The organism is Agaricicola taiwanensis (assembly GCF_014635245.1).
Lineage (GTDB): Bacteria > Pseudomonadota > Alphaproteobacteria > Rhizobiales > Methylopilaceae > Agaricicola > Agaricicola taiwanensis.
In genome coordinates, this window is record NZ_BMCP01000002.1 from 185,156 (window position 1) to 207,627 (window position 22,472).

Here is a 22,472-nt window from a genome sequence, read left to right on the forward strand (position 1 = left end):
CGTCAGATCAGGTCGCCGGTCCAGGTGACCTTGAAGGCGCCGTCGGTGCTGCGCGAGCGGAGGGCCGCGCGGCAGGTCCAGGCTCCCGGGCCGCCTTCGATGTCATAGACCAGATAGCCGCCGGCGCAGGAGGGCCCGCCCATGACGGGGATGCGGTGCCCGTTGCCCACCATTTCCGTGCGCTCCAGCTTGTGGTCGTGCCCGTGGATGATGAGCTCCGCCCCGCCTTCGAGGATGGCATCGGCCACCCGCCGGATGTCGGTGAGGCGGCGCACACGCGCAACGCCGAAGGCATTGGGAGGGTGATGGATCATCAGGATGCGGAAGAGGCCGCGCCCGTCGAGGCTCTTCAATGTCGTCGCCAGCCGTTCCGTCTGCTCGCGCCCCAGTTTGCCGGAAGCCGAGAAAGGGCCCGTCGGCACGGCGGAGGACACACCCACGAAGGCGATGTTGCCGCGCAGCCGGACGTAGGGGAAGTTGTGATCGTTGTCCGTGAGACCCTCATCACCGCGCATGTAGCCGCCCCAGAGGCGTTCAGGCTCACCGATGATGGCTTTTACATAGGCATCGTGGTTGCCCGGCACGAAGGAGACGTCCGCGGGCGCGCCCATGCTTTCCAGAAAGAGCTTGGCCACTTCGAATTCGCCGGGCAGGGCGATGTTGACAAGATCGCCGGTGACAGCGGTGTGATCAGGTTTCTGCTCGAGGACGTCAGCCACCAAGGCTTCGATCAGCCCGCCCCTGTTCTTCCTTCGCCGCAGAAGCTGAAAGTTGGTGAAGCCAAGGACGCGCTTGCCCGCCAACTCGCGAAGGCGAGGGCGTGGCAGGGGCCCCAGATGGGCGTCAGTTACATGAGCAAGACGAAACACGAGTGGGGTCTAACGCGCTCGCAAGGTCGCAATCAATCGGCATTCTTCGTTATGGTGCGAAAAATGCAAAAGGCCAGCGACGGCTGGCCTTCAATCCTGGTAGCTGAACCCCGTTTAGGAGATCAGTTGCCGCTGAAGGTCATCAGTTCCGATGCCACGCGACTGTCATGCGGCGCGAGTGACGGGGCCCAGACATAGCGCTTGGTGAGAAAGCGGGTGATGAAGGCGGTCAACATTATCGTGTCCTAGTGGGTGATGAGTTTTTCATCACTTCATGGCGCGTATATAGGCAATTACGTTGTTCCGGACCAACGCAAAGGTTGAGGTGCAGCCATGCGATATTCGCGGAGCACGGCATGAAAACCGTTCATTCTTCGGTCATAAATATGAGTCCTCGACAGTTCGTGTTGCCCTCCCGATGATGCAGATCTTCAAGCCGCTGGTGCGCAACGTCCTGGCACTTTATTGGCGGATGTCCCGCGGTCTGACCCTTGGTGTCCGCGCGATCGTCATCGATGGCGACCGGGTGCTGCTGGTGCGTCATGGTTATGTCGCGGGCTGGCACCTTCCGGGAGGTGGCGTGGAAGCCGGAGAAACGGCGCAGACGGCGCTCGTGCGGGAGTTGGAGGAGGAAACCGGTGTGGCGGCGATGGCGCCGGGCCGGCTGATGAGCGTGCATCACCACGCGGGACTGGCCGGGCGCGACCATGTCCTCGTCTATCAGGTCACGGACTGGCGGGCGGGTCCGGTGCCGCCGCCGACGAAGGAGATCGCCGAGATCGGTTGGTTTTCTCTCGACGCGCTGCCGCCGGGCGTGACCCGGGCCACCCGGACGCGGCTCATGGAGATGAAGGAGGGATCGGCCCCCGATCCCAGTTGGTAGGCGTCAGCCGAGCCGCGTCCGGTCATGCGGGCCTTCGTAATCGAGCAGCGGCCCGTCCGGAATGATGCCGGTCGGATTGATCGTCGGATGGCTGGTGTAATAGTGGCGTTTGATGTGCTCCAGGTTCACCGTCTCGGCGACGCCTGGCACCTGATAGAGATCTTTCACATAGCCGGAAAGATTGGGATAGTCGGCGATGCGGCGCAGGTTGCATTTGAAGTGGCCGACATAGACGGGATCGAACCGCACCAGCGTGGTGAACAGCCTCCAGTCCGCCTCGGTGACGGTGCTGCCCAGGAGGTAACGGCGGCTCGAAAGCCTATTTTCCAGCCGATCCAGCATTTCGAACAGTTCGGAAAAAGTCTGGCTGTAGGCTTCCTGGCTCGTCGCGAAGCCTGCTTTGTAGACCCCATTGTTGACCTTGGCATAGATCTCTGCGTTAAGCGCGTCGATCTCCTCCCGCAGTGTCTGCGGATAGAAATCGAGATCGGAACCGGTGAGGCCGTTGAAGGCCTCATTGAACATGCGGATGATCTCGGCGCTCTCGTTTGAGACGATGGTCTCCTTCTCCCTGTCCCAGAGCGCGGGCACCGTGACGCGGCCGGTGTAATTGGGCTTGGCCTTGAGATAGACCTCATAGAGACGCCGCGCGCCGTTGATGGGATCGGCGCCCTCGCTGAGCGTCCAACCCTCCGAGCCCATATGAGGATCGACGACGGACACCGAGATCAGATCCTCCAGCTTCTTCAGCTTGCGGAAGATGAGCGCGCGATGAGCCCAGGGGCAGGCGAGAGAGACATAGAGGTGATAGCGGCCGGCTTCCGCCTTGAAGCCGCTGGAACCGTCGGCGGTGATCCTGTCACGGAAGGCCGCGTCCTGGCGCTTGAAGCGCCCACCGGTCGATTTGGTGTCGTACCATTGATCCTGCCAGATGCCGTCGACCAGCAATCCCATCGTGCTTTTCCTTGTTCTGAATGTCATCAGGGAGATGGCGCAGCGAGGAAGCCGAGGCAACCAGCCACGATGCAAGAGCCGCCATGCAGCCATGCAAGACATGGACGTTACGGACGCGCCATGATATCGCGCATCTCAAGCCCGAGGGACTTCAGGATCATGACCCACTCCAGCCAACACCGACGACGCCGCGCCGCCTGACACGTGCCGCCCGTCTCGCCTCACTGGAGTTGATCCTTTCGCCATGACCACCCTGACCGTGGATGTCCTGCCCGAAACGCCGGACGATGCCCTTTCCATCGACAAGCTGCACGAGCGCGCGTTCGGCCCTGGCCGTTTCGCCCGCACCGCCTTCCGTCTGCGTGAAGGCAACAGGGAACTCCCAGAACTGTGCTTCGTCGCGCGTGTCGGCACCTTTCTGGTCGGCTCGATCCGCCTGTCGCGGGTGAAGATCGGCGAGACCCCGGCGCTGGTACTGGGCCCGCTCGCGGTTGAACCCGCCTTCTCCTCCAAGGGCATCGGCATGAGCCTGATGACGCGCGCCATCGATGCCGCGAAGGCGAGGGGAGATCGCCTGATCTTCCTTGTGGGGGATCTACCTTACTACGCCCGGGTCGGGTTTGCTCCCGTTCCGAGGGGCCAGGTCACACTGCCTGGCCCGGTGGATCCGGCACGTCTCCTCTATCTGGAGCTTCAGCCGGATGCGCTGAAGGGCGTCAGCGGCGTGATGCAGGCCTGGCGGGAGTAGCCGCTTTTCCCGCGATCCCTTAGACGCATGCCAATCAGTGAGGTCGGGCCGGAGCCTGTGGCTTATCCTTCGAGACGCCGCCTGCGGCGGCCCTCAGGATGAGGTTTGTGGGCCTGAACAGCTCCGCTCAGAGCGTGCCTCACCCACTACCCTCATGCTGAGGTTGGCCGAAGGCCAAGTCTCGAAGCATGCAGCCAAGACACTGGGTATGGGCATTCGCTGCGCTCAGCGCCCCTCGCGGGCCCAGGCTGCTGCCAAGGCGCCCAGAAGCAGCGTCAGCCCGATCACCCCGGCAAACAGCGGATAGACCTCCAGCCCTCGGGCAACGGAAATGTTGGGCAGCGCGAGGCCGATCCAGTCATCGCCGCCCTGGCGTGCGCCGGGACGTGTCGCGCTGATGCGCGGCAGTTCTATGCCATCACTGCCCGCTAAGCGCCGCACCGTTCCGCCGGTATCCTGAAGAAGGGGCGACAGACGCTGCTCGGTGCTGGCGACTTCAAGATATTCGCGCGGGTTTGGCGGGCCGACATTGGCAAATGCCGTGAGATCGCCGCTGGTGACGCGATGCAGGCCAAAGCCCTGTGCCTCGAGCCGTCCACGCCAGAGACCGGGCTCGTCCTCGGTGAGAGTGACTGTTGTGGTCGAGCCATCGGGGGCCGCGACCGTGACCGGCTCCGCCTGTTCGGCCAATGTCTGCCGTTCCACCGTTATGGAGGTGCCGCGGGCGGAGGCGCGAAGCGCTTCTTCCTCCAATGCCGGCACCTTAAGGAGCCAGTGGGCAAGCCGGCGCAGCATTTCCTGATGCGGTCCTCCGCCCTCAAAGCCGCGGGACCACAGCCAGATATGGTCGGACAGAAGCGCGGCCACGCGGCCCTCGCCCTCGCGGGAGAGCACCATGAGCGGTGCGTTGCCGGGAGCCTCCATCACCGTTTCGCCGTCGCGCACCTCGGCTCCGATATGGCGGAACCAGCGGCTCCAGCGCGGCGGGTTTTCCTCTCCTCCGGGCAGGCCGCGCGTGACGGGATGGCGGCGGCCTTCTTCGCTGATCTGGGCGCGGAAGGGTTCTTCGATGACCTCGCCGGTGGGCGCGGCCGGCAAAACGTCGCCGAGCGGTGTGTCGTAGAGCGAGCCGCCTTGGGCATAATCGGGGCCGGCCGCCAGCAGCACCGCGCCGCCTTCGCGCACGAAGCGGGCGATGTTGTCGAAATAGATCATGGGCAGGATCGATTGCCGCGAGTAGCGGTCGAAGATGATGAGGTCGAATTCCTCGATCTTCGTGGCAAACAGCTCGCGTGTCGGGAAAGCGATCAGCGACAGTTCGTTGATGGGCGTGCCATCCTGCTTCTCCGGCGGACGCAGGATGGTGAAGTGGACGAGGTCGACGCTGGCGTCGGCCTTCAGGAGATTGCGCCAGACGCGCTCGCCGGTGTGCGGTTCGCCGGAGACCAGGAGCACGCGCATTTTTTCCCGCACGCCTTCGATGGGCAGCACCGCGCGATTGTTGACCGTGGTGAGCTCGCCCGGAGCGGCGTCGGCTTCGATCTCCACCACATTGGAGCCGGGGTTCTCGATGGGGATCGGCAATTCCGCGCGCTCGCTGGGTATCACCGTGATGCGGCCGAGCTCCTCGCCATTGCGCCGCACGGTAATGCCGACGGGGCCGTTGTCGGCAGGGCCTTCCTCCAGGACACGGAAGGCGATGGGCTGGTCCTTGCCGACGATGGCGAACCGTGGCGCGGTCTCCAGTGCGATCCGGCGGTCACGATCATCCGGATGGCCGGTGATCAGAGCATGGACCGGCGCATTGAAGCCCAGCGCGGAGGCCTCAGCGGGAATGTCATGGACGACACCATCGGTGACGAGAATGGCCCCGCCGATGCGCTCCACCGGCACGTCGGCGAGGCCGCGCGAGAGCGCATTGAACAGCTCGGTGCCGTCGCTGGAGAGCGGATCACCGCCGGCATCGATCCAACGCACCTCGGTGTTGGGGAGGCCGGCCAGCCGCTGCTCAAGCTCGGCCCGCGTCTCCTCGGTCATGGCCTCGCGGTCGCCCAGCCTCTGGCTGGCGCTGCGATCCACCACAACGGCGACCACATTGGGCAGCCGCTCACGCTCCTCGCGTGTAAGGGAAGGGTTGGTGAGGGCGGCAAGCGCCAGGAGCAGAGCAAGGCCGCGAAGCCAGGCGCCACGGACGCGGCGGAAGATGCCCCAAAGGGCGAGCAGCGCGGCCACCGCCGCAATAGCGGCCAGGGCCTGCCACGGCAGGAAGGGCGCGAAGCTGAGGCCAAAGCTGGAGGTCATGTCTACTGCCCCAGCCGTTCGAGAAGGGCGGGGATGTGGACCTGATCCGCCTTGTAGTTCCCCGTGAGCGCATACATCACGATGTTGATGCCGGCGCGGTAGGCCAGCTCGCGCTGACGCGGATCGCCCGGGGTAGTCGGATAGCGCGGTGAGCCGTCCGGCTGGATGGCCCAGGCACCGGCCAGATCATTGGAGGTGATCATGATGGGGGAGACACCATCGCCGGAACGCGCCGGCCGGTCGGCCGCGCCGTCGCCGCCGGCCGGTAGCGCCTCCACCCAGAGCTCCCCTTCGGCATAGCGGCCGGGGAAGCTGGGCATGAGGTAGAAGGCCTTGGTCAGCACGTGGTCCAGCGGCACCGGCTCCAGATCCGGCACATCCAGCGAGGCGAGAATGCGGCGCAGGGCCTGTCCGCCCGGTCCATTGGCGATGGAGCCCGTGGAATAAAGCGCGTCGCGGGTATCGAAGATGATGGTGCCGCCGAGCTTCATGTAGCTGTCGATCTTCGAGAGCGCCTCCGGCGTCGGTGCCTGGGCCTCCGGAACGACCGGCCAGTAGAGCAGCGGATAGAAGGAAAGATCGTCCGTCTCCGGGTCGATCCCGATAGTCTCTCCCGGTTCGAAGGCGGTGCGGGTGGCAAGCTGCAGGGCAAGGCCTTCCAGGCCGGAACGGCTGGTCTCGTCGATCTCGGCGTCGCCGGTGACCACATAGGCGAGCCGCGTCGTCAGGGCCGATTCCATGATAGCGGCATCGTTCGCCTCCGCCTGCGCGCGGGCATCATTCCCCGCGGCGATCAGGCACAGGGTGACCACCGCTGCCGTTCCCGCCCGGCGCAGTGTGAGAGCGCCGGCAAACAGCAGAACAATCAGGGCATCAAGCATGAGCAAACCGGTGGCGCCGGCGAGGAAGGCGGGCGCGAGCCGGATCTCGGCGGCGGGAGCATAGCTCGCGCGTGTCACCGCCACGCCATCGAGGTTCAGCGGCACGAGCCGCGCGTCACTGGCGAGCGCGTTGACGGCGGAAGGGCTTTCCGCCGCGCCATAGAAACCAGGCGGGTGATCAGGTGTCGCCACCCGTGAGATGGTGGCGGTGAGCGGACGGGCGGTCGGTGGCGGGCTGCCGAGCACGCCGAAGCCATCAAGGGTGCGCAGCGGACTGAGCACTTCCGCCGGTGTCGCGTTACGCTGTTCGGAGGCTGCGCCGTCTCCGGGAAGGTCTGCGCTTGGTGTCGGGCTGAGTTCCACCAGCCGTTCCAGCATGGACACAAAGGCGCCCGACAGTGGCAGGTTCGACCAGGTCGTATCGCCGGTGACGTGGAACAGGGCGATGAGGCCCTTGCCTTCCTGCCGGCCGGTGACCAGCGGCGTGCCATCGGTCAGCGCGGCCCAGGTGCGGGCTGGAAGCTCGGCGTCCGGTTCGGCGAGGATCTGGCGATTGACCTCCACGTCTTCTGGTACGGGCAGCCCGGCGAAGGGGCCATCGGCCGAGAAGCTTCCGAGCGCCTGCGGCACCTCCCATGACAGGGCACCGCCAAGAGTGCGGTCTCCGCGCCTGAGCCGCACCGGCACCAGATCATCGTCGCCCGCCGCCAGCCTGCCGCCGGAAAAGCGGATCAGCACCCCGCCCTCGGAGATCCAGCGATCAAGACGCGGGCGAACCGGATCCGGGATGGTGCCGATATCCGCCAGCACCATGACCGATACGCGGTCGTCGATCATGCGGCCGATGGCGTCGGCCGTGCCGCCCTGCGGCGTCGACACATCGGCGAAAGGCTCCAGCGCGCGGCCGATGTAGAAGCCCGGCGCGAGCAGGGGCTGCGCCGTATCGGCATTGGTGCCGGAGAGGAGGCCGACCGTGCGGCGGCGGCTGGACGAATCCATGAGGCTGACGGCTCCGGCCGAACGCTCCCCGACGATCTCAAGCTGGCTGACGGCGTTGCGCAATTCCAGCGGCAGCTCGAGTGTGACCTCCGCCGCAAGGTCATTGCCCCCGAAGGTGAAGTCAGCTTCACCCACAGGCCGCCCGCGTTGATCCAGTGCGCGCACGGTGCCGGCGGCATCCGAGGCCGCGTTGGCGCGCAGCACGGTTGCTGTCAGGGCGGACGCGCGATTGCGAGGGTCGATCAGTCCGCGCGCCAGCTGATCGGCGACATGGACGGTGACGCGTCCGGATGCGAGGCGGGCAAGGGCTTCGGCAAAGGCGCGGCCGCCGTCCTGGTCAAGGCCATCGGCGTACCAGACGATGCTGGCATTGGGCGCGGTGGCGAGGATGCGTTCCAGCGATGGCTGATGGGCGGCCCTTTGAGGAAGATGGGGGCGTGGCGTGAGCACGCGCAGGCGATCGATGGCTTCAGCACCGGTGCCGAGCGTGATGTCCCCCGGCGCCTGCGCCAGCGGCACCATGGCCACCGGGCGACCATCGTCGTTGGCGGAGGTCAGGCGCTGCTCGATCACCGCGCGGCGCTGCGGCCAGTCCGGCGCCGCCGGCCAGCCGTCATCGATCAAAAGGATCAGCGGGCCGGCACTGGAGGCGACGGAGGCCTGCGGGCGCCAGATGGGCCCCGCCAGCGCCAAGATGACGAGAGCTGCCAGAAGAAGGCGCAGCAGGATGAGCCACCATGGCGTATTGGCCGGCGTTTCCCGCGGGCGGACAGCATCCATGAGCAGCCGAAGCGGCGGGAAGGGTACCCGTTGCGGCTGGGGTGGGACGACGCGGAGCAGCCACCACAGCGCCGGCAGGGCGGCAAACGCCACAAGAAGCCAGGGACTGGCGAAGGCGAGCGGCAGGCCGAACATCACGCCGCCCCCGCTTCAAGCGACCCGATACGCGCGTGCAACGCCAGCAGCGGCTCGCTGGCCGGGCGATCGCTGCGGTGGATTGCCAGGGTCCAGCCGAGCATCTTGGCATGAGCGGTGATGGCGGCGCGATGCGCGGCAAGCCGCTCTGCATAAGCCTCCCGATAGTCCTGGGCACGGCCGGCGATGAACTTGAGCCCGCTCTCCGGATCGCGAAACTCGGTGCGACCTGAAAAAGGGAAAACCTCCTCGATGGGATCGGCGATCATGATGATGTGTCCGCGAGCGGCACGTGAGGCGAGCCTGTTGAGCTGGGCGATGGTCTCATCCACCGGTGCCAGGAAATCGCCGAACAGCACCACCTCCGAACGCGCGCCGATATCGGCGGAGGGCGCGAAACCCTCATCTTCCGGCTTGATGCGCATGGCGTCCGCGAAAATGGGAATGACCCGCCGATTGGCGAGGGGCCGCGTCAGGCCGAGAAGGCCAACCCGCTCGCCACCATCGACCAGGATTTCGGCAAGGCCGAGGCTCAGCACCACGGCGCGCTCGATCTTGGCGTCGCCGGCGAGATTGGAGCCGAACCACATGGATCGGGACCGGTCGACCCAGAGCCACACGGTATGGGAGACTTCCCACTCGCGTTCGCGGACGTAGAGGTACTGGTCGCGGGCCGAACGCCGCCAGTCGATGCGCCGCGCCGGCTCCCCCGACGTGAAACGCCGGTACTGCCAGAAATTTTCCCCGGGCCCTGCGCGCCGGCGGCCGTGGAGGCCATGCAGAACGGTGGCGGCGGTGCGCCGGGCGGCCACGATCAGGCGCGGCATGGCTTCGGCTAACGTCTGCCCGTCGACCTCCCGCGCGTGGCCCAGAGCCGCGGCGGTGTCCTCGATGATACGGGCTTTCGCCATCAACGATCCTCAGCCAAGCCGCGTGACAAGGCGCGCGATCACACTTTCGACCGTTTCACCATCAGCACGGGCGGCAAAGCTGAGCGCCATGCGATGCTTAAGGATCGGGGTCGCCAGAGCGGCGACATCGTCGATGGAGGGAGCGAAGCGGCCCTGCAGCAGGGCGCGGCCACGCACGGCGAGCATCAAGGCCTGACTGGCACGAGGACCCGGCCCCCAACTGATCAGATTGGCGATCTCCTTCGGGGCGTCCTCGGGACGGGCGGAGCGAACGAGATCGATGATGGCGTCCACCACGCTGTCACCCACCGGCACCCGGCGCACCAGTCGCTGCGCCGTCTGGAGTGATTCCGCGGTCATGACCGGCACGGGCTTGACGTCTTCGATGCCCGTCGTCTCCAGCACGATGCGGCGCTCGGCGTCACGATCGGGATAGGTGATGTCGATCTGCATCAGGAAGCGGTCGAGCTGCGCTTCCGGCAATGGGTAGGTGCCTTCCTGCTCCAGCGGGTTCTGGGTCGCGAGCACATGGAAGGGGCGTGGCAAGTCATGGCGCTGGCCCGCCACGGTGACATGATGCTCCTGCATGGCCTGCAGCAGGGCCGACTGGGTGCGGGGGCTGGCGCGGTTGATCTCGTCCGCCATGAGGAGCTGGGCGAAGATCGGACCACGCACGAAGCGGAAGCTGCGGCGCCCATCCGCCTGTTCCTCCAGCACCTCGGCACCCAGGATGTCCGACGGCATCAGATCGGGCGTGAACTGGACGCGGCGGGCATCCAGCCCCAAAACAGTGCCCATGGTTTCGACCAGCTTGGTCTTTGCAAGGCCCGGCACGCCGACGAGAAGGCCATGTCCGCCGCAGAGAACAGTGAGGAGCGCGTGATCCACCACATCCGCCTGCCCGAAGATGACGGAATGGATCGCGTCCCGCGCCTGTTCGATTTCGGCGACGGCGGTCTCCGCCGCGCGGGCAATCATGGTATCGAGGGATTCGGCAGTGTCGGTCGCGTTACGCGTCATAAGCCGGCCTTCCGCATGCGCTTTTCGGCGCTAAATATCCAAGGAGCGAGAGCGTCCGATCCAACCATACTGGGTCTGGCTCGAAGATAGGCTACCTTTCGCATTGCAACCTGCCAAAGGGAAAGCGGCAAGAGCGTGACAAAGAGCGGTCAAGCTGACGTGAACGATACCAGTACCAAGGATGTTCCCGGCGCATTGGACGCGCTGGTGGCGGCTGCGCAAGGCGCCAAGGGCAAGCCTCCGGTCCATCTCTGGAATCCGTCGTTCTGCGGCGCCATCGACATGCGCATCGCCGCTGACGGTACCTGGTTTTATCAGGGCACGCCCATCGGGCGCCAGGCGCTGGTGCAGCTCTTTGCCTCTGTTTTGAAGTATGAAGCGGAAGAAGGCCGCCATGTGCTGGTGACGCCTGTGGAGAAAGTCGCCATCGAGGTGGAGGACGCGCCATTCCTTGCCGTGGAGATGCGCCGTGAGGAAGGAGATGAGCCGCGGATCGCCTTCCGCACCAATGTCGACGACTGGGTTTTGGCCGATGCCGAGCACCCGCTCACCTTCGAGCGCGACGCCGAGGGCGGGATCAAGCCCTATCTCCTGGTGCGCCACGGGCTGCGGGCCCTTGTGTCCCGCGCTCTGATGTATGATCTGGTGGACCTCGGCGAGGTGAAGAATATCGAGGGTGTGGAATCGCTTGCGCTGACCTCTTGCGGTGCAGATTTCGTCATCGCACCCGCTTCTGAGATGGATTCACCCTCTTGAGCGAAGTTGAGTCGCCGCAACGTTTTTCCGGTCGGGACTTTCCCGGTTTCGCCCGCAGCCGGCTCCAAGCCGATCCGCCGCCGGTTCCGGACGATGATGTATTGCCGCCGGCCGGCGACCACGTGCTTTCGCCCGGCATGGTGGAGTTCATGCGCGCACAGCCGGCACGGGCAGCCGCCGTGCTCATCCCGGTGGTCGCCCGACCGGATGAGCTCACGGTTCTCCTCACCACCCGGACCAGCCATCTGCCGACCCATGCCGGTCAGATCGCCTTTCCCGGCGGCAAGATGGATGAGGCGGACGACAGCCCGCTGGCGACTGCCCTGCGGGAGGCGGAGGAGGAGGTCGGGCTCGACCGGCGCCATGTGACACCGCTAGGCTACTGCGACCTTTACCAGACCGGCAGCGGTTTTCGCATCGTCCCGGTCGTTGGTCTCGTCTCCCCGGCGATGACGCTGACCATCAACCCGCAGGAGGTGAAGGACGTGTTCGAGGTTCCTCTCCGCTTCCTGATGGAGGCGGCAAACCACCAGACCCATTCACGGATATGGAAGGGCATCGAGCGGCACTATCTGGCGATCCCTTACGGCGAACGGTACATCTGGGGCATTACGGCGGGCATTATCCGCAATTTCCATGATCGGCTCCTTACCTGAATGCTACGTGTCGTCCTGATCCAACTCGCCCTGTTCCTGCTGCCCTTCGCGGTTTTCGTGCTTTGGCGCCTTCTGCGCCGCCGGCAGATGCGTGACGGCATGAACGTGAAAGTGCTCTTCTTTTCGGCCATGGCGGGCGCGGTGCTCTCGATCGCCTTCCTCATCGTCTTCGGGCAAGGAGATGCCGCTCCTCCCGGCGCGCGCTATGTGCCGCCGCATATGGAGAATGGCACCTATGTGCCGGGGCGCTTCCTGCCGCCGGAGGATCGATGAACGACCCGCGCAGCGCTCTCGACGATCCCGCAGTCAGCTGCGTCCTTGCCGTCCTTGATGGCGATGGCGAGGAGGCGCGTATCGTCGGAGGGGCGGTGCGCAACCTTCTGCGGGGGCAGCCGGTGGAGGATTTCGACATCGCCACCAGTGCTGTGCCGCAGGACGTCATGCGGCGAGCCGAGGCTGCCGGCATCAAAGCCATCCCGACCGGCATCGACCACGGAACGGTCACGCTGGTCGTGAAGGGACGGCCCTTTGAGGTCACGACGCTGCGGCGGGACACGGAGACGGATGGACGCCACGCAACCGTCGTGTTTGGGCGCGACTGGGCCGAAGATGCGCAGCGCCGCGACTTCACCTTCAACGCCCTGTCCATGGATCGTCACGGGGTGGTTCACGATACGACAGGGGGGCAGGCGGATCTTGAAGCGGGAAAGGTCCGCTTCATCGGGGATGCAAGGCAGCGCATTCGCGAGGACTACCTCCGCAGCCTTCGCTTCTTTCGCTTTCATGCCTCCTACGGCCGGGGCGCCCTGGATGAGGCGGGACTGTCAGCCGTCATCGCCGAGCGGGAAGGACTGACCCGGCTGTCGCGTGAGCGCATCCGCAGCGAACTCATGAAACTTCTCATCGCTCCCGGCGCGGTGGACACGATCGCAGTGATGGCTGGAACGGGCATTCTGGGCCGGCTGCTGGGCGGGGTGCCGCGGGTATCACGGCTGGGTGCGATGACTCGTGTGGAAACGCACGCTGGCCTCAAACCCGATGCCCTGCGGCGATTGGGGGCGCTGTTCGTTGGGGTGACCGAAGACGCCGATCGTCTGCGCGAACGGTTGCGACTTTCCAACCGGGACCATGCCGCGCTTCTGGCACTCGGCGATGGTGTCCCGCCGGTCCGCCGCGTTGGCCAGAGTTCGGTGGAGTGGCGGCGGCTGGCCTATGGCTTTGGCGCCGAGGCCTTCCAGGCGCGGGTGCTTGCCGCTTGGGCGGCCGAAGGCGGCGCGGACGATAGAGCGTGGCGCGACGTGTGGGATTTTGCCTCCCGCTACCAGCCGCCACTCTTGCCATGGACTGGGGGCGATCTTATTGCGCGGGGGCTTGCGGGCGCCGAGGTGGGGCAGGGATTGCGCCGCCTGGAAGAGGCCTGGATCGAGGCCGATTTTTCGAGTGAGCCTCGAATCTTAGGGCAGCTTCTTGAGAAGGCGATTCCGACGCGACGCTAGCCTCGCGTCAGGGCCATTTCACCAGTGGCGGCATGGACGAGAGAATCGAATTCACATTGCCGCCGGTCTTCAGGCCGAAGATCGTGCCGCGATCATAGAGCAGATTGAATTCCACATAGCGGCCCCGTCGGACCAGTTGCTCGTCACGATCGGCATCGGTCCAGGGCGTGGCCACATTCCGCCGCACCAGCCGCGGGTAGATGTCGCGAAAGGCGCGGCCGACGTCGCGGGTGAAAGCGAAATCCGCCTCCCAGTCTCCGGTGTCGTGCCAGTCGAAGAAGATGCCGCCGATGCCGCGCGGCTCATTGCGATGCTTCAGGTGGAAATAGTCGTCGCACCACTGCTTGTAGCGCGGATAATCGGCAACGTGGTGGGCTTCGCACACGTGTTTCAGCGCGGCGTGGAAGTCGGCCGAATCAGGATCCTCCTGTGTCCGCCGGCGATCAAGCACGGGCGTCAGGTCGGCACCGCCTCCAAACCAGGCCTTGGTCGTGACCACGAAGCGTGTGTTCATGTGCACGGCCGGCACATGGGGGTTCCAAGGGTGGGCGATGAGCGAGATGCCGGAAGCCCAGAACCGCGGATCATCGGCGGCGCCGGGGATCTGAGCGCGGAATTCAGGTGCGAATTCGCCATGGACGGTGGAGCAGTGAACACCGACCTTTTCGAAGAGGCAGCCCGACATCATGGACATGACGCCGCCACCGCCCGGCGCTCCGGAATGATCCGTCCGCTCCCACGGCGTGCGTTTGAAGCGCCCGGCTGCGCCTTGCGCGGTGGGAAGCCGGGACGTCTCATCCTCCAGGGCTTCGAAGGATGCGCAGATGCCGTCGCGCAGCTCCTCGAACCAGGTCCGTGCCCGTTCCTGCCGCTCTACCAGATCATCCGCGTTCATCGGTTGCCTCCATTCGGGGGTAGCCCCCTGTTTGCCGCAGCGCTTCGCCCAGCACCAGTGCGCCCGCCACCGCGACATTGAGCGAGCGCAGGGCAGGGCGCATGGGCACCACCACGCGAAGATCGCAGATGTCGTGAACGTCGTCGGGGACACCTGCTGTCTCGCGCCCCACCATGAGAATGTCGGTGGGATGATAGGCCGCTTCGGTGTGGCTGAGATCGCCGCGTGTCGTCAGCAGCACAAGACGGTGGCCCGTCTCTCTCCGCCAGGAATCAAATGCGGCGAAGGAGGCATGACGGGTCAGGTCGACGAGGCCCAGATAATCCATGCCGGCGCGGCGAAAGGTGCGGTCCGAAGTATAGAAGCCGGCGGGCTCGATCAGGTCGATCGCCACCCCCAGGCACGCTCCCAAGCGCATGAGGGTTCCGGCGTTCTGTGGGATGTCGGGCTGATAGAGGGCGAGACGCATGCGCGAAACCTATCCCCGGCGCTTTGGATAAGGCGTGCGACATGGTGTCGTCCGGCGCGTGGCGCTATGGACATTTTGACCTAGGCGGTGCCACAAACCGAGCATGTTTCCGGGCGTTTGCGCGCCGGTGCCATCCTCTATTGGCAGCCAGATGCCCGGACGAACCTACACTTGCCAAGGTGACCGACGTGGCCACGACCCATCCCGAGACCTCCGCCGAACCCACCCGCCGCGATTTCCTGTACATCGCGACAGGAGCCGTTGGTGCCATCGGCGTCGCCGCCACCGTCTGGCCGTTCATCGACCAGATGAATCCGGACGCATCGACGCTGGCCCTTGCCTCGCTCGACTTCGATGTCAGCCAGGTGGCCGAGGGGCAGGCGATCACGGTGAAATGGCGCGGCAAACCGGTCTTCATCCGCCACCGCACCGCCAAGGAGATCGAAGAGGCCAACGCCGTGCAGCCGAACGAGCTGCCCGATCCGCTGGCCCGCAACGAGAACCTCGAGGCGGACGCCCCGGCGACCGACGCCAACCGCGCGGCGGCGGGCAAGGAAAACTGGATCATCATGCTCGGCAACTGCACGCATCTTGGTTGTGTGCCGGTTGGGCTGTCCGGCGATTTCGGCGGCTGGTTCTGCCCCTGCCACGGTTCGCACTACGACACGGCGGGCCGTATTCGCAGGGGGCCGGCGCCGGAAAATCTGCATATTCCGCCGTATGCCTTCACCAATGACACCACCATCCGCATCGGCTGACGACGCGTAGAACCTCAAGCGAGACGAGACAGCGATGAGCGGACACTCGACCTATCAGCCCTCCCATCCCGCAGCCCGCTGGCTGGAAGACCGGCTCCCGATCCTGAGCCTGGCCCATGCCAGCGCGGTGGCCTATCCGACGCCCCGGAACCTCAACTACTTCTGGACCTTCGGCGCAATCCTGACCTTCATGCTGGTCGTGCAGATCGTCACCGGCGTCGTACTCGCCATGCACTACACGGCGCATGTCTCCATGGCGTTCGATTCGGTCGAGCGCATCATGCGCGACGTCAATTACGGCTGGCTGATCCGCTACATGCACGCCAACGGCGCATCGATGTTCTTCATCGCCGTCTACATCCACATGTTCCGCAGCATGTACTACGGCTCCTACAAGGCGCCGCGCGAAGTGCTGTGGATCCTCGGCGTCATCATCTTCCTTCTCATGATGGCCACTGCCTTCATGGGCTATGTGCTTCCCTGGGGCCAGATGAGCTTCTGGGGCGCGACCGTGATCACCAACCTGTTCTCGGCGCTGCCTATCGTTGGCGAATATATCGTGCAGCTTCTGTGGGGCGGCTTCTCCGTCGACAATCCGACGCTCAACCGCTTCTTCTCGCTGCACTATCTCCTGCCGTTCATGATCGCCGGCGTCGTCGTCCTACACATCTGGGCGCTGCATCACGTGGGCCAGAACAACCCGGCGGGCATCGAGCCGAAGTCGAAGGACGACACCGTGCCCTTCACACCCTATGCGACCGTCAAGGACGTGTTCGCGACGGTGTGCTTCATGATCTTCTTCGCCTGGTTCCTGTTCTACACGCCGAACTACCTCGGCCATGCCGACAACTATGTCCCCGCCAATCCGCTGGTGACACCCGCGCACATCGTGCCGGAATGGTACTTCCTGCCGTTCTACGCGATCCTGCGCGCCATTCCGTCCAAGCTCGGCGGCGTGATTGCCATGTTCGGCGCCATCGCGGTGCTCTTCGTTCTGCCCTGGCTCGACACCTCCAAGGTGCGTTCGGCCGCATACCGTCCGCTGTTCCGTCAGTTCTTCTGGATCTTCGGGGCTGTCTGCATCCTTCTCGGCTGGCTCGGTGCCAAGCCGGCGGAAGGCATCTATGTGGTGCTTTCGCGCATCGCGACCTTCTACTACTTCTTCCACTTCTTGGTGATTTTGCCGCTGCTCGGCTTCCTTGAAAAGCCGCGGCCGCTTCCCGCATCGATTGCGGATTCGGTGCTCTCCAAGAAGAAATTGTTCGGTGGCGGGACCGCTCGTCTCGGCGGCGCGACCGCTGCTCCCGATACCAAGGCGTGACGTTAGGTCGAGGAACGAAAATTATGTCGCTTCGCATCACCCTCGCTCTTAGCGCCGCGCTTCTCGCCTCGGCGTCCTTGACCTCGGCTCCGGCCGTGGCCGCGGAAGGAACCCCGCATCCTCCGCAGGAGGAGTGGAGCTTCTCCGGTCCGTTCGGCGGCTTCGATCGGGCTCAGCTTCAGCGCGGCTTCAAGGTCTATCGCGAGGTCTGTGCCTCGTGCCACGGCCTCAACCGCGTCGCGTTCCGCAATCTCGGCGAGCCCGGTGGCCCGGAATTCTCCGAGGCTCAGATCACGGCGCTCGCCGCCGAGTATCAGATAACCGATGGTCCGGGCGAGGACGGCGAGATGTTCGATCGCCCGGGACGTCCGTCCGACCGTTTCCCGCCGATCTATCCCAACGAGCAAGCGGCGGCTGCCGCCAACGGCAAGGCTCCGCCGGATCTGTCGCTGATCGCCAAGGCGCGCACCTACGAGCGCGGCTTTCCCTTGTTCATCCTCGACATCTTCACGCAGTACCAGACCCAGGGGCCGGACTATATCCACGCGCTCCTGACGGGCTACACGGAGCCGCCGCAGGGCTTCGAGGTGCCGGCGGGCACCCACTACAATGCCTATTTCCCTGGGCACGTCATCGCCATGGCAAAGCCGCTCAGCGATGGTCAGGTGACCTATGACGACAACGCGCCGGCGACGGTCGACCAATATGCGCGCGACGTCACGGCCTTCCTGATGTGGGCGGCCGAGCCGCACATGGAACAGCGCAAGCGCATCGGCTTCCAGGTCATGATCTTCCTGATCGGCTTCGCCCTGCTGCTCTACTTCACGAAGAAGAAGATCTGGCACGAGGTGGAGAAGCCGCGTGAGATCGCCGAGGGCAAGGACCCTGCGCAGACCTCGCTTTGATAGCAAGCATTTGAAAAGGGCCCCTCGGGGCCCTTTCCTTTAAGGGCTTGCTCTTCATTCCCTGCCAGTCATCGCGCATGATGCGAGAGACGACGTCCAGAGAGGTTCCGTGACAGATCTTTCCTCGCTGATCCGCGCTATCCCCGATTATCCCAAGCCGGGGATTGTCTTTCGCGACATCACCACGCTTCTTCGGGATCGTGACGGGTTGAGGGACACGATCGATGCGCTGGCGGGCCCCTATCGTGGCGTGGCGATCGATCTGGTAGCCGGCGTCGAGGCGCGTGGCTTCATTCTCGGCGGTGCGGTGGCTCACGCCCTCGGCGCGGGCTTCGTGCCGATCCGCAAGAAGGGAAAACTGCCGCACGTGGTGCTGGCGCAGGAGTATGCGCTGGAATATGGCGTCGACGCCATCGAAGTGCATGCGGATGCCATCGGCCCGGGGCAAAGGGTGCTTCTGGTCGATGATCTCATCGCGACCGGCGGGACAGCAGAGGCGGCGCTCTCATTGATCCAGCGCTCGGGTGGTGACTGTCATGCCGCCGCCTTCGTGATTGACCTTGAGGAATTGGGAGGTTCGGCCCGGCTTCGGAAGCACGATGTGGCCGTCCACAGCCTGCTGTCGTTCTAGCCGCGGCTCTCGACGAAGACCTTGCCGAAGAAGGAGAAGATCTCCTCGTTGTCCTGATTGGTCGCAAAGCCCCGGTGATGCAGGATGCCCCAGCCCGGCCGCCGCTCCGAGCGCCTGACCTCCAACACCTCGACGCCATAGGTCAGGACATCGCCGGGACGCACAGGTTTGGTCCAGCGCATGTTGGTGAAACCGGGGGAGGGGCCAAGGCGACCCATGGCCTCGCCTTTCGCCGCGCGCATGGCGGCAAGTTCCTGCATATATTCCACATTAAGCCGCATCCAGATGGCGGCGGTGTGCCAGCCGGAGGCAATGAGGCCTTTGAAATGGCTTCGCTTCGCAGCCTCGGGATCGATGTGGAAGGGCTGCGGATCGTGGGCGCTGGCAAAGGTGATGATGTCTTCGGCGGTGAAGTGGTAGTTGCCGAGGATCACGCGGTCGCCGGGATGAAATTCCTCAAGAAACATGAGCGTCTCCCGTTCCGCGGCGCCCGATCATCATGACGTTTTCCTGCGTCATGACGACCTCGCCCTTCTGGTTCAGAAGTTCGAACAGGAATCCGACAAAACCCATGTCCGGCCGGCTTTGCGAAAGGCGCGCTTCCAGCGTCGTCCGTCGGACACTGAGCGTGTCGCCGGGGCGGACCGGCTTCAGCCACTTCACCTCCTTGACGCCGGGTGCACCCATGGAGGCGCTGTCCTTCAGCATGTGGTCGACATTGAGCCGCATCAGGATACAGATGGTGTGCCAGCCGGATGCGGCGAGACCGCCGAGCATGGTATTCGCCGTCGCGGCCTCATCCAGATGCATGGGCTGGGGATCGTAAAGCGTGGCGAAGGCAGTGATTTCTTCGCGCGTGATGGTGCGGGCGCCGTAGCTGACGATCTCGCCGGGTGTGAAATCCTCGTAGCAGACCGTCATGTGCCGAAGAGCCGTGTCTCGGGAGTGAATTCACCCGCCGTTTTATGGGCGAGCCGGATCGGCTCCGGCAAACGCCATCTCGGCGTGCAGGCCAGGATGAGGCCGATGGCCGAGCCGAGATCCGTGCGGTGGCCGGGCGAGATATAGACGGGCGCGACACGGGCACGGGTGCGCAGCGCGACGCCGATATTCTCCCCGCGATCCATCAGGGGCGCGAATGAGCCCCTGGTCTCCATCACATCGCCATGGCTGCCGCAGAGGCGGGTCTTGCCGCAGCCGATGGTAGGCCGTTCCAGCCATAGACCCATATGGGCGGCGATACCCATGCGACGGGGATGGGCGATGCCCATGCCGTCGAAGATGAAGACGTCAGGTTCGCTTTCCAGTCTGCTAAAGGCCTCTTCCAGCACCGGTCCTTCGCGAAAGCTGAGGAGCCCCGGGACGTAGGGAAAGGGGGTCGGCTGTTCGGCCGTGGCCTTTTCGACGATCCGGAAGTCGGGCAGGGAGACGACCACCACAGCGGCATTGGAGACGTTGTTTTTGACGCTGACGTCCACACCCGCCACCAGGCGGATGCGCTTGAGGTCCAGCGGCGTTGTGGTGATGAGTTCCGGCTTGAGGCGGCGTTGCAGGGCAACCGCTTCGGTGGGCGTCACATTCCAGCTGTGGCGTGGATAGATGCGCATAAGCCAGCTTCGTCAAATTCGCGAGTCGGCTCAAGTCATCTCTCGCGCATTTGATGAAAGCTCTAGCGTCTCAGCACGAGCGCACCGGATTGCCAGAGCGGCTCTGCGGTCTCAGTTGGCGAAGCGGAAATGCAGGACGTCGCCATCGGCAACGACGTACTCCTTGCCCTCGAGACGCATCTTGCCGGCGTCGCGCGCGCCCTGTTCGCCTTTCAGGGCGACATAGTCATTGTAGGCGATGGTCTCGGCGCGGATGAAGCCCTTCTCGAAATCGGTGTGAATGACGCCCGCTGCCTGCGGGGCCTTGGTGCCCTTCTCGATGGTCCAGGCACGCGTCTCCTTGGGACCCACGGTGAAATAGGTCACAAGGCCCAGGAGGTCGTAACCGGCACGGATCAGCCGGTCTAGACCGGCTTCATGAAGGCCCAGAGCCTCCAGGTATTCAGCGCGCTCTTCCTCGGGAAGAACCGCAATCTCGCTTTCGATCCTCGCGGAAATGGTCACGGCAACCGCGCCTTCAGCCTTGGCCTGCTCTTCCACGCGGGCGGAGTATTCGTTGCCCGTACCGGCCGAGGCTTCGTCGACGTTGGCCACATAGAGCACGGGCTTCGACGTCAAAAGATTGAGTCCCTCGAAGAGCTTGCGCTCATCTTCTTTGACGGCGGCCAAGCGTGCGGGTTTGCCGTCGCGCAGCAGCGGCAGCACCTTTTCGATGATGGCCATGGTTTCCTTGGCTTCCTTGTCGCCGCCGCGCGCCTTTTTCTCCAAAGCAGCCAGACGCTTCTCAAGGCTTTCCAGATCGGCCAGCATCAGTTCGGTCTCAACCGTTTCATAGTCGGCCAGGGGATCGATCTTGCCTTCGACATGGGTGATGTCGTCGTCCTCGAAACAGCGCAGCACATAGGCCACGGCATCCACCTCGCGAATGTGGGCGAGGAACTGGTTGCCCAGACCTTCGCCCTGGCTGGCGCCGCGTACGAGGCCTGCGATGTCGACGAAGGTGAGGCGGGTGGGGATGATCTCCTTGGAGCTTGCGATGCCGGCAAGCTGGTCGAGCCGCGGGTCCGGTACCGCCACTTCGCCGACATTGGGCTCAATGGTGCAGAAGGGATAATTGGCGGCCTGAGCAGCGGCGGTCTGGGTGAGGGCGTTGAAAAGGGTCGACTTGCCCACGTTGGGCAGACCGACGATGCCGCATTTGAAACCCATCTGCTTCTACTCCGTGTCGCGCTTGCCCGGGCGCTTGGGGTTTGCGAATCCCTTGGCCTCAAGAGCGAGATGAATGGTGTTCTGAAACTTCGCGTCCTCGCCCTTGGCGAGCAACGCGGCGTTGTCGGCGATGGCATCAAGAAGCGTCTCGAGCCAGCCTTCTTCCGCCTTGGCGAAATCATTCAGCACGTAAGGGGAGACCATGGCCTTGTCACCGGGATGGCCGATGCCCAGCCTGACGCGCTTGTAGTCGTTACCCAGGTGGGCGGTGATGGACCTCAACCCGTTGTGGCCCGCATTGCCGCCCCCGGTCTTGATGCGCAACTTGGCCGGCGCAAGATCGAGCTCGTCGTGCAGCACAACCATGTCGGACAGGCCGATCTTGAAAAAGCGGGCGGCTTCCGCAACTGACTGACCCGACAAATTCATGAAGGTGTTCGGCTTCAGGAGCAGGGTCTTCACGCCATCCAGTGAGCCTTCGGCCGTCAGGCCCTGGAAACGCGAACGCCAGGGGCCGAACCCCTGGCGAGATGCGATACGGTCGAGGGCCATGAAGCCGATGTTGTGGCGGTTGCCCGCATAACGGCTGCCAGGATTGCCGAGCCCCACAAGGAGGATCATGAGGCTCGCCTCCTGCCGTCAGACGATTATTCGCCTTCAGCCTCGCCTTCGCCCTCAGGCTTGGCGGCGGCATCAGCGGCTTCATCAGCGACCGTCGGAACCGTCGGCGGGGCGATGGTGGCCACGGTGAAGTCGCGATCCTGGATCACCGGCTTGGCGTCCGCGGGCAGCTTGATCGCCGAGATGTGGATGCTGTCGCCAATCTCAGTGCCGGCCAGATCGACCTCGATGAAGTCGGGGATCTTGTCAGCGGGGACATAGAGCTCTACGGCGTGGCGAACGACGTTGAGGACTCCGCCCTGCTTGATGCCCTTGGACTTCTCTTCGTTGATGAAGTGCACGGGCACTTCGACGGAGATGACCGAGTTCTTGCCCACGCGCAGGAAGTCGACATGGACAAGCTTGTCCTTAACCGGATCGAGCTGGAAGTCACGGGGGATGACGTGCTCGTTCTTGCCGCCGACGTCGATGTCGAAGATGGTGGTCATGAAGCCGCCTGCGAAGAGCAGTTTGCTGACGTCGTTCTGGTTCAGCGCGATGCCAACGGGGGCCTTCTTGTCACCATAGATGACGGCGGGAATCTTGCCTTCACGGCGCAGCGCACGTGCGGCCCCCTTGCCGCTCCGGTCGCGTGCTTCGGCCTTGAGAGCCTTGGTCTCGGACATGG

Annotated in this window: 24 protein-coding genes; 10 read left to right on the top strand and 14 right to left on the bottom strand. The window is 64.6% G+C overall.

Annotated elements, in window-relative coordinates; all coding sequences use genetic code 11:
* Positions 1-2: 2 nt before the first annotated feature.
* On the bottom strand, positions 3-869 hold the full coding sequence (locus IEV58_RS08315) for a metallophosphoesterase family protein (protein ID WP_188409288.1): 867 nt from the start codon (positions 867-869) through the stop codon (positions 3-5).
* A gap of 418 nt (positions 870-1,287) precedes the next feature.
* Here IEV58_RS08315 and IEV58_RS08320 point away from each other — a divergent pair, with 418 nt between their 5' ends.
* The gene (locus IEV58_RS08320) at positions 1,288-1,752 is read left to right on the top strand and encodes an NUDIX domain-containing protein (protein ID WP_229729286.1); all 465 of its coding nucleotides are present in this window, start codon (positions 1,288-1,290) and stop codon (positions 1,750-1,752) included.
* Positions 1,753-1,755: 3 nt separating this feature from the next.
* Here IEV58_RS08320 and IEV58_RS08325 read toward each other — a convergent pair whose 3' ends face one another.
* Positions 1,756-2,706, bottom strand: a complete 951-nt coding sequence (locus IEV58_RS08325; RefSeq protein ID WP_188409289.1) for a glutathione S-transferase family protein — start codon at positions 2,704-2,706, stop codon at positions 1,756-1,758.
* Positions 2,707-2,950: 244 nt separating this feature from the next.
* On the opposite strand from IEV58_RS08325, the gene IEV58_RS08330 reads away from it, so the two are divergent.
* Positions 2,951-3,454, top strand: a complete 504-nt coding sequence (locus IEV58_RS08330; protein WP_188409290.1) for a GNAT family N-acetyltransferase — start codon at positions 2,951-2,953, stop codon at positions 3,452-3,454.
* Positions 3,455-3,679: 225 nt separating this feature from the next.
* Here the strand turns inward: IEV58_RS08330 and IEV58_RS08335 are convergent, their stop codons facing one another.
* From IEV58_RS08335 to IEV58_RS08350, 4 genes are read right to left on the bottom strand one after another with little or no spacing between them, the layout of a single operon-like run.
* Positions 3,680-5,755, bottom strand: a complete 2,076-nt coding sequence (locus IEV58_RS08335; protein ID WP_188409291.1) for a hypothetical protein — start codon at positions 5,753-5,755, stop codon at positions 3,680-3,682.
* 2 nt (positions 5,756-5,757) lie between these two features.
* Positions 5,758-8,550, bottom strand: coding sequence for a DUF4159 domain-containing protein (locus IEV58_RS08340; RefSeq protein ID WP_188409292.1), 2,793 nt, complete (start codon positions 8,548-8,550; stop codon positions 5,758-5,760).
* Complete coding sequence (locus tag IEV58_RS08345) at positions 8,550-9,461, bottom strand: DUF58 domain-containing protein (RefSeq protein WP_188409293.1); 912 nt, start codon at positions 9,459-9,461, stop codon at positions 8,550-8,552. Before IEV58_RS08345 ends, IEV58_RS08340 begins: the two co-directional genes overlap by 1 nt.
* A gap of 9 nt (positions 9,462-9,470) precedes the next feature.
* The gene (locus IEV58_RS08350; protein WP_188409294.1) at positions 9,471-10,481 is read right to left on the bottom strand and encodes an AAA family ATPase; all 1,011 of its coding nucleotides are present in this window, start codon (positions 10,479-10,481) and stop codon (positions 9,471-9,473) included.
* Positions 10,482-10,640: 159 nt separating this feature from the next.
* Here IEV58_RS08350 and IEV58_RS08355 point away from each other — a divergent pair, with 159 nt between their 5' ends.
* From IEV58_RS08355 to IEV58_RS08370, 4 genes are read left to right on the top strand one after another with little or no spacing between them, the layout of a single operon-like run.
* Positions 10,641-11,237: a DUF1285 domain-containing protein gene (locus IEV58_RS08355; RefSeq protein ID WP_229729287.1), complete on the top strand. Its 597-nt coding sequence runs from the start codon at positions 10,641-10,643 to the stop codon at positions 11,235-11,237.
* The gene (locus IEV58_RS08360; protein WP_229729288.1) at positions 11,234-11,893 is read left to right on the top strand and encodes a CoA pyrophosphatase; all 660 of its coding nucleotides are present in this window, start codon (positions 11,234-11,236) and stop codon (positions 11,891-11,893) included. Before IEV58_RS08355 ends, IEV58_RS08360 begins: the two co-directional genes overlap by 4 nt.
* Positions 11,894-12,166, top strand: coding sequence for a DUF6111 family protein (locus IEV58_RS08365; RefSeq protein WP_188409295.1), 273 nt, complete (start codon positions 11,894-11,896; stop codon positions 12,164-12,166). It abuts the gene before it with no gap.
* Entirely contained in the window at positions 12,163-13,389 is a 1,227-nt protein-coding gene (locus IEV58_RS08370) for a CCA tRNA nucleotidyltransferase (RefSeq protein WP_188409296.1), read from the top strand. Before IEV58_RS08365 ends, IEV58_RS08370 begins: the two co-directional genes overlap by 4 nt.
* A gap of 7 nt (positions 13,390-13,396) precedes the next feature.
* Here IEV58_RS08370 and hemF read toward each other — a convergent pair whose 3' ends face one another.
* Both hemF and IEV58_RS08380 read right to left on the bottom strand, forming a co-directional pair.
* The gene (gene hemF / locus IEV58_RS08375) at positions 13,397-14,284 is read right to left on the bottom strand and encodes an oxygen-dependent coproporphyrinogen oxidase (protein WP_188409297.1); all 888 of its coding nucleotides are present in this window, start codon (positions 14,282-14,284) and stop codon (positions 13,397-13,399) included.
* Positions 14,271-14,753 (bottom strand): tRNA (cytidine(34)-2'-O)-methyltransferase, encoded by a 483-nt coding sequence (locus IEV58_RS08380; RefSeq protein ID WP_188409298.1) that lies wholly within the window; start codon positions 14,751-14,753, stop codon positions 14,271-14,273. The genes hemF and IEV58_RS08380 overlap by 14 nt, the downstream gene beginning before the upstream one ends.
* A 188-nt stretch (positions 14,754-14,941) precedes the next feature.
* On the opposite strand from IEV58_RS08380, the gene petA reads away from it, so the two are divergent.
* The 4 genes from petA to IEV58_RS08400 all read left to right on the top strand — a co-directional run bounded on the left by petA (position 14,942) and on the right by IEV58_RS08400 (position 18,368).
* Positions 14,942-15,511, top strand: coding sequence for a ubiquinol-cytochrome c reductase iron-sulfur subunit (gene petA / locus IEV58_RS08385; RefSeq protein ID WP_229729289.1), 570 nt, complete (start codon positions 14,942-14,944; stop codon positions 15,509-15,511).
* 34 nt (positions 15,512-15,545) lie between these two features.
* Complete coding sequence (locus IEV58_RS08390; protein ID WP_188409300.1) at positions 15,546-16,832, top strand: cytochrome b; 1,287 nt, start codon at positions 15,546-15,548, stop codon at positions 16,830-16,832.
* Positions 16,833-16,855: 23 nt separating this feature from the next.
* Positions 16,856-17,737, top strand: a complete 882-nt coding sequence (locus IEV58_RS08395; RefSeq protein WP_188409301.1) for a cytochrome c1 — start codon at positions 16,856-16,858, stop codon at positions 17,735-17,737.
* Between the two features lie 109 nt (positions 17,738-17,846).
* The gene (locus IEV58_RS08400) at positions 17,847-18,368 is read left to right on the top strand and encodes an adenine phosphoribosyltransferase (RefSeq protein WP_188409302.1); all 522 of its coding nucleotides are present in this window, start codon (positions 17,847-17,849) and stop codon (positions 18,366-18,368) included.
* Here IEV58_RS08400 and IEV58_RS08405 read toward each other — a convergent pair.
* The 6 genes from IEV58_RS08405 to IEV58_RS08430 all read right to left on the bottom strand — a co-directional run bounded on the left by IEV58_RS08405 (position 18,365) and on the right by IEV58_RS08430 (position 22,470).
* Positions 18,365-18,835, bottom strand: coding sequence for a MaoC family dehydratase (locus tag IEV58_RS08405; protein ID WP_188409303.1), 471 nt, complete (start codon positions 18,833-18,835; stop codon positions 18,365-18,367). The genes IEV58_RS08400 and IEV58_RS08405 overlap by 4 nt on opposite strands.
* Positions 18,825-19,289: a MaoC family dehydratase gene (locus tag IEV58_RS08410; RefSeq protein WP_188409304.1), complete on the bottom strand. Its 465-nt coding sequence runs from the start codon at positions 19,287-19,289 to the stop codon at positions 18,825-18,827. The genes IEV58_RS08405 and IEV58_RS08410 overlap by 11 nt, the downstream gene beginning before the upstream one ends.
* Entirely contained in the window at positions 19,286-19,975 is a 690-nt protein-coding gene (gene nfi, locus IEV58_RS08415; RefSeq protein ID WP_188409305.1) for a deoxyribonuclease V, read from the bottom strand. Before nfi ends, IEV58_RS08410 begins: the two co-directional genes overlap by 4 nt.
* A 111-nt stretch (positions 19,976-20,086) precedes the next feature.
* A complete protein-coding gene (gene ychF / locus IEV58_RS08420; protein ID WP_188409306.1) occupies positions 20,087-21,184 on the bottom strand; it encodes a redox-regulated ATPase YchF in 1,098 nt (365 codons plus the stop codon).
* A 6-nt stretch (positions 21,185-21,190) separates the two neighbouring features.
* Entirely contained in the window at positions 21,191-21,805 is a 615-nt protein-coding gene (pth, locus tag IEV58_RS08425; protein ID WP_188409307.1) for an aminoacyl-tRNA hydrolase, read from the bottom strand.
* A 26-nt stretch (positions 21,806-21,831) separates the two neighbouring features.
* A complete protein-coding gene (locus tag IEV58_RS08430; protein WP_188409308.1) occupies positions 21,832-22,470 on the bottom strand; it encodes a 50S ribosomal protein L25/general stress protein Ctc in 639 nt (212 codons plus the stop codon).
* Positions 22,471-22,472: the final 2 nt, after the last annotated feature.

Coding starts and splice junctions, on each gene's coding strand:
- IEV58_RS08320 (WP_229729286.1), top strand. CDS start 1,288: ATGATGCAGATCTTCAAGCCGCTGGTGCGCAACGTCCTGGCACTTTAT.
- IEV58_RS08325 (WP_188409289.1), bottom strand. CDS start 2,706: ATGGGATTGCTGGTCGACGGCATCTGGCAGGATCAATGGTACGACACC.
- IEV58_RS08330 (WP_188409290.1), top strand. CDS start 2,951: ATGACCACCCTGACCGTGGATGTCCTGCCCGAAACGCCGGACGATGCC.
- IEV58_RS08335 (WP_188409291.1), bottom strand. CDS start 5,755: ATGACCTCCAGCTTTGGCCTCAGCTTCGCGCCCTTCCTGCCGTGGCAG.
- IEV58_RS08340 (WP_188409292.1), bottom strand. CDS start 8,550: ATGTTCGGCCTGCCGCTCGCCTTCGCCAGTCCCTGGCTTCTTGTGGCG.
- IEV58_RS08345 (WP_188409293.1), bottom strand. CDS start 9,461: ATGGCGAAAGCCCGTATCATCGAGGACACCGCCGCGGCTCTGGGCCAC.
- IEV58_RS08350 (WP_188409294.1), bottom strand. CDS start 10,481: ATGACGCGTAACGCGACCGACACTGCCGAATCCCTCGATACCATGATT.
- IEV58_RS08365 (WP_188409295.1), top strand. CDS start 11,894: ATGCTACGTGTCGTCCTGATCCAACTCGCCCTGTTCCTGCTGCCCTTC.
- IEV58_RS08370 (WP_188409296.1), top strand. CDS start 12,163: ATGAACGACCCGCGCAGCGCTCTCGACGATCCCGCAGTCAGCTGCGTC.
- hemF (WP_188409297.1), bottom strand. CDS start 14,284: ATGAACGCGGATGATCTGGTAGAGCGGCAGGAACGGGCACGGACCTGG.
- IEV58_RS08380 (WP_188409298.1), bottom strand. CDS start 14,753: ATGCGTCTCGCCCTCTATCAGCCCGACATCCCACAGAACGCCGGAACC.
- IEV58_RS08390 (WP_188409300.1), top strand. CDS start 15,546: ATGAGCGGACACTCGACCTATCAGCCCTCCCATCCCGCAGCCCGCTGG.
- IEV58_RS08395 (WP_188409301.1), top strand. CDS start 16,856: ATGTCGCTTCGCATCACCCTCGCTCTTAGCGCCGCGCTTCTCGCCTCG.
- IEV58_RS08405 (WP_188409303.1), bottom strand. CDS start 18,835: ATGTTTCTTGAGGAATTTCATCCCGGCGACCGCGTGATCCTCGGCAAC.
- IEV58_RS08410 (WP_188409304.1), bottom strand. CDS start 19,289: ATGACGGTCTGCTACGAGGATTTCACACCCGGCGAGATCGTCAGCTAC.
- nfi (WP_188409305.1), bottom strand. CDS start 19,975: ATGCGCATCTATCCACGCCACAGCTGGAATGTGACGCCCACCGAAGCG.
- ychF (WP_188409306.1), bottom strand. CDS start 21,184: ATGGGTTTCAAATGCGGCATCGTCGGTCTGCCCAACGTGGGCAAGTCG.
- pth (WP_188409307.1), bottom strand. CDS start 21,805: ATGATCCTCCTTGTGGGGCTCGGCAATCCTGGCAGCCGTTATGCGGGC.
- IEV58_RS08430 (WP_188409308.1), bottom strand. CDS start 22,470: ATGTCCGAGACCAAGGCTCTCAAGGCCGAAGCACGCGACCGGAGCGGC.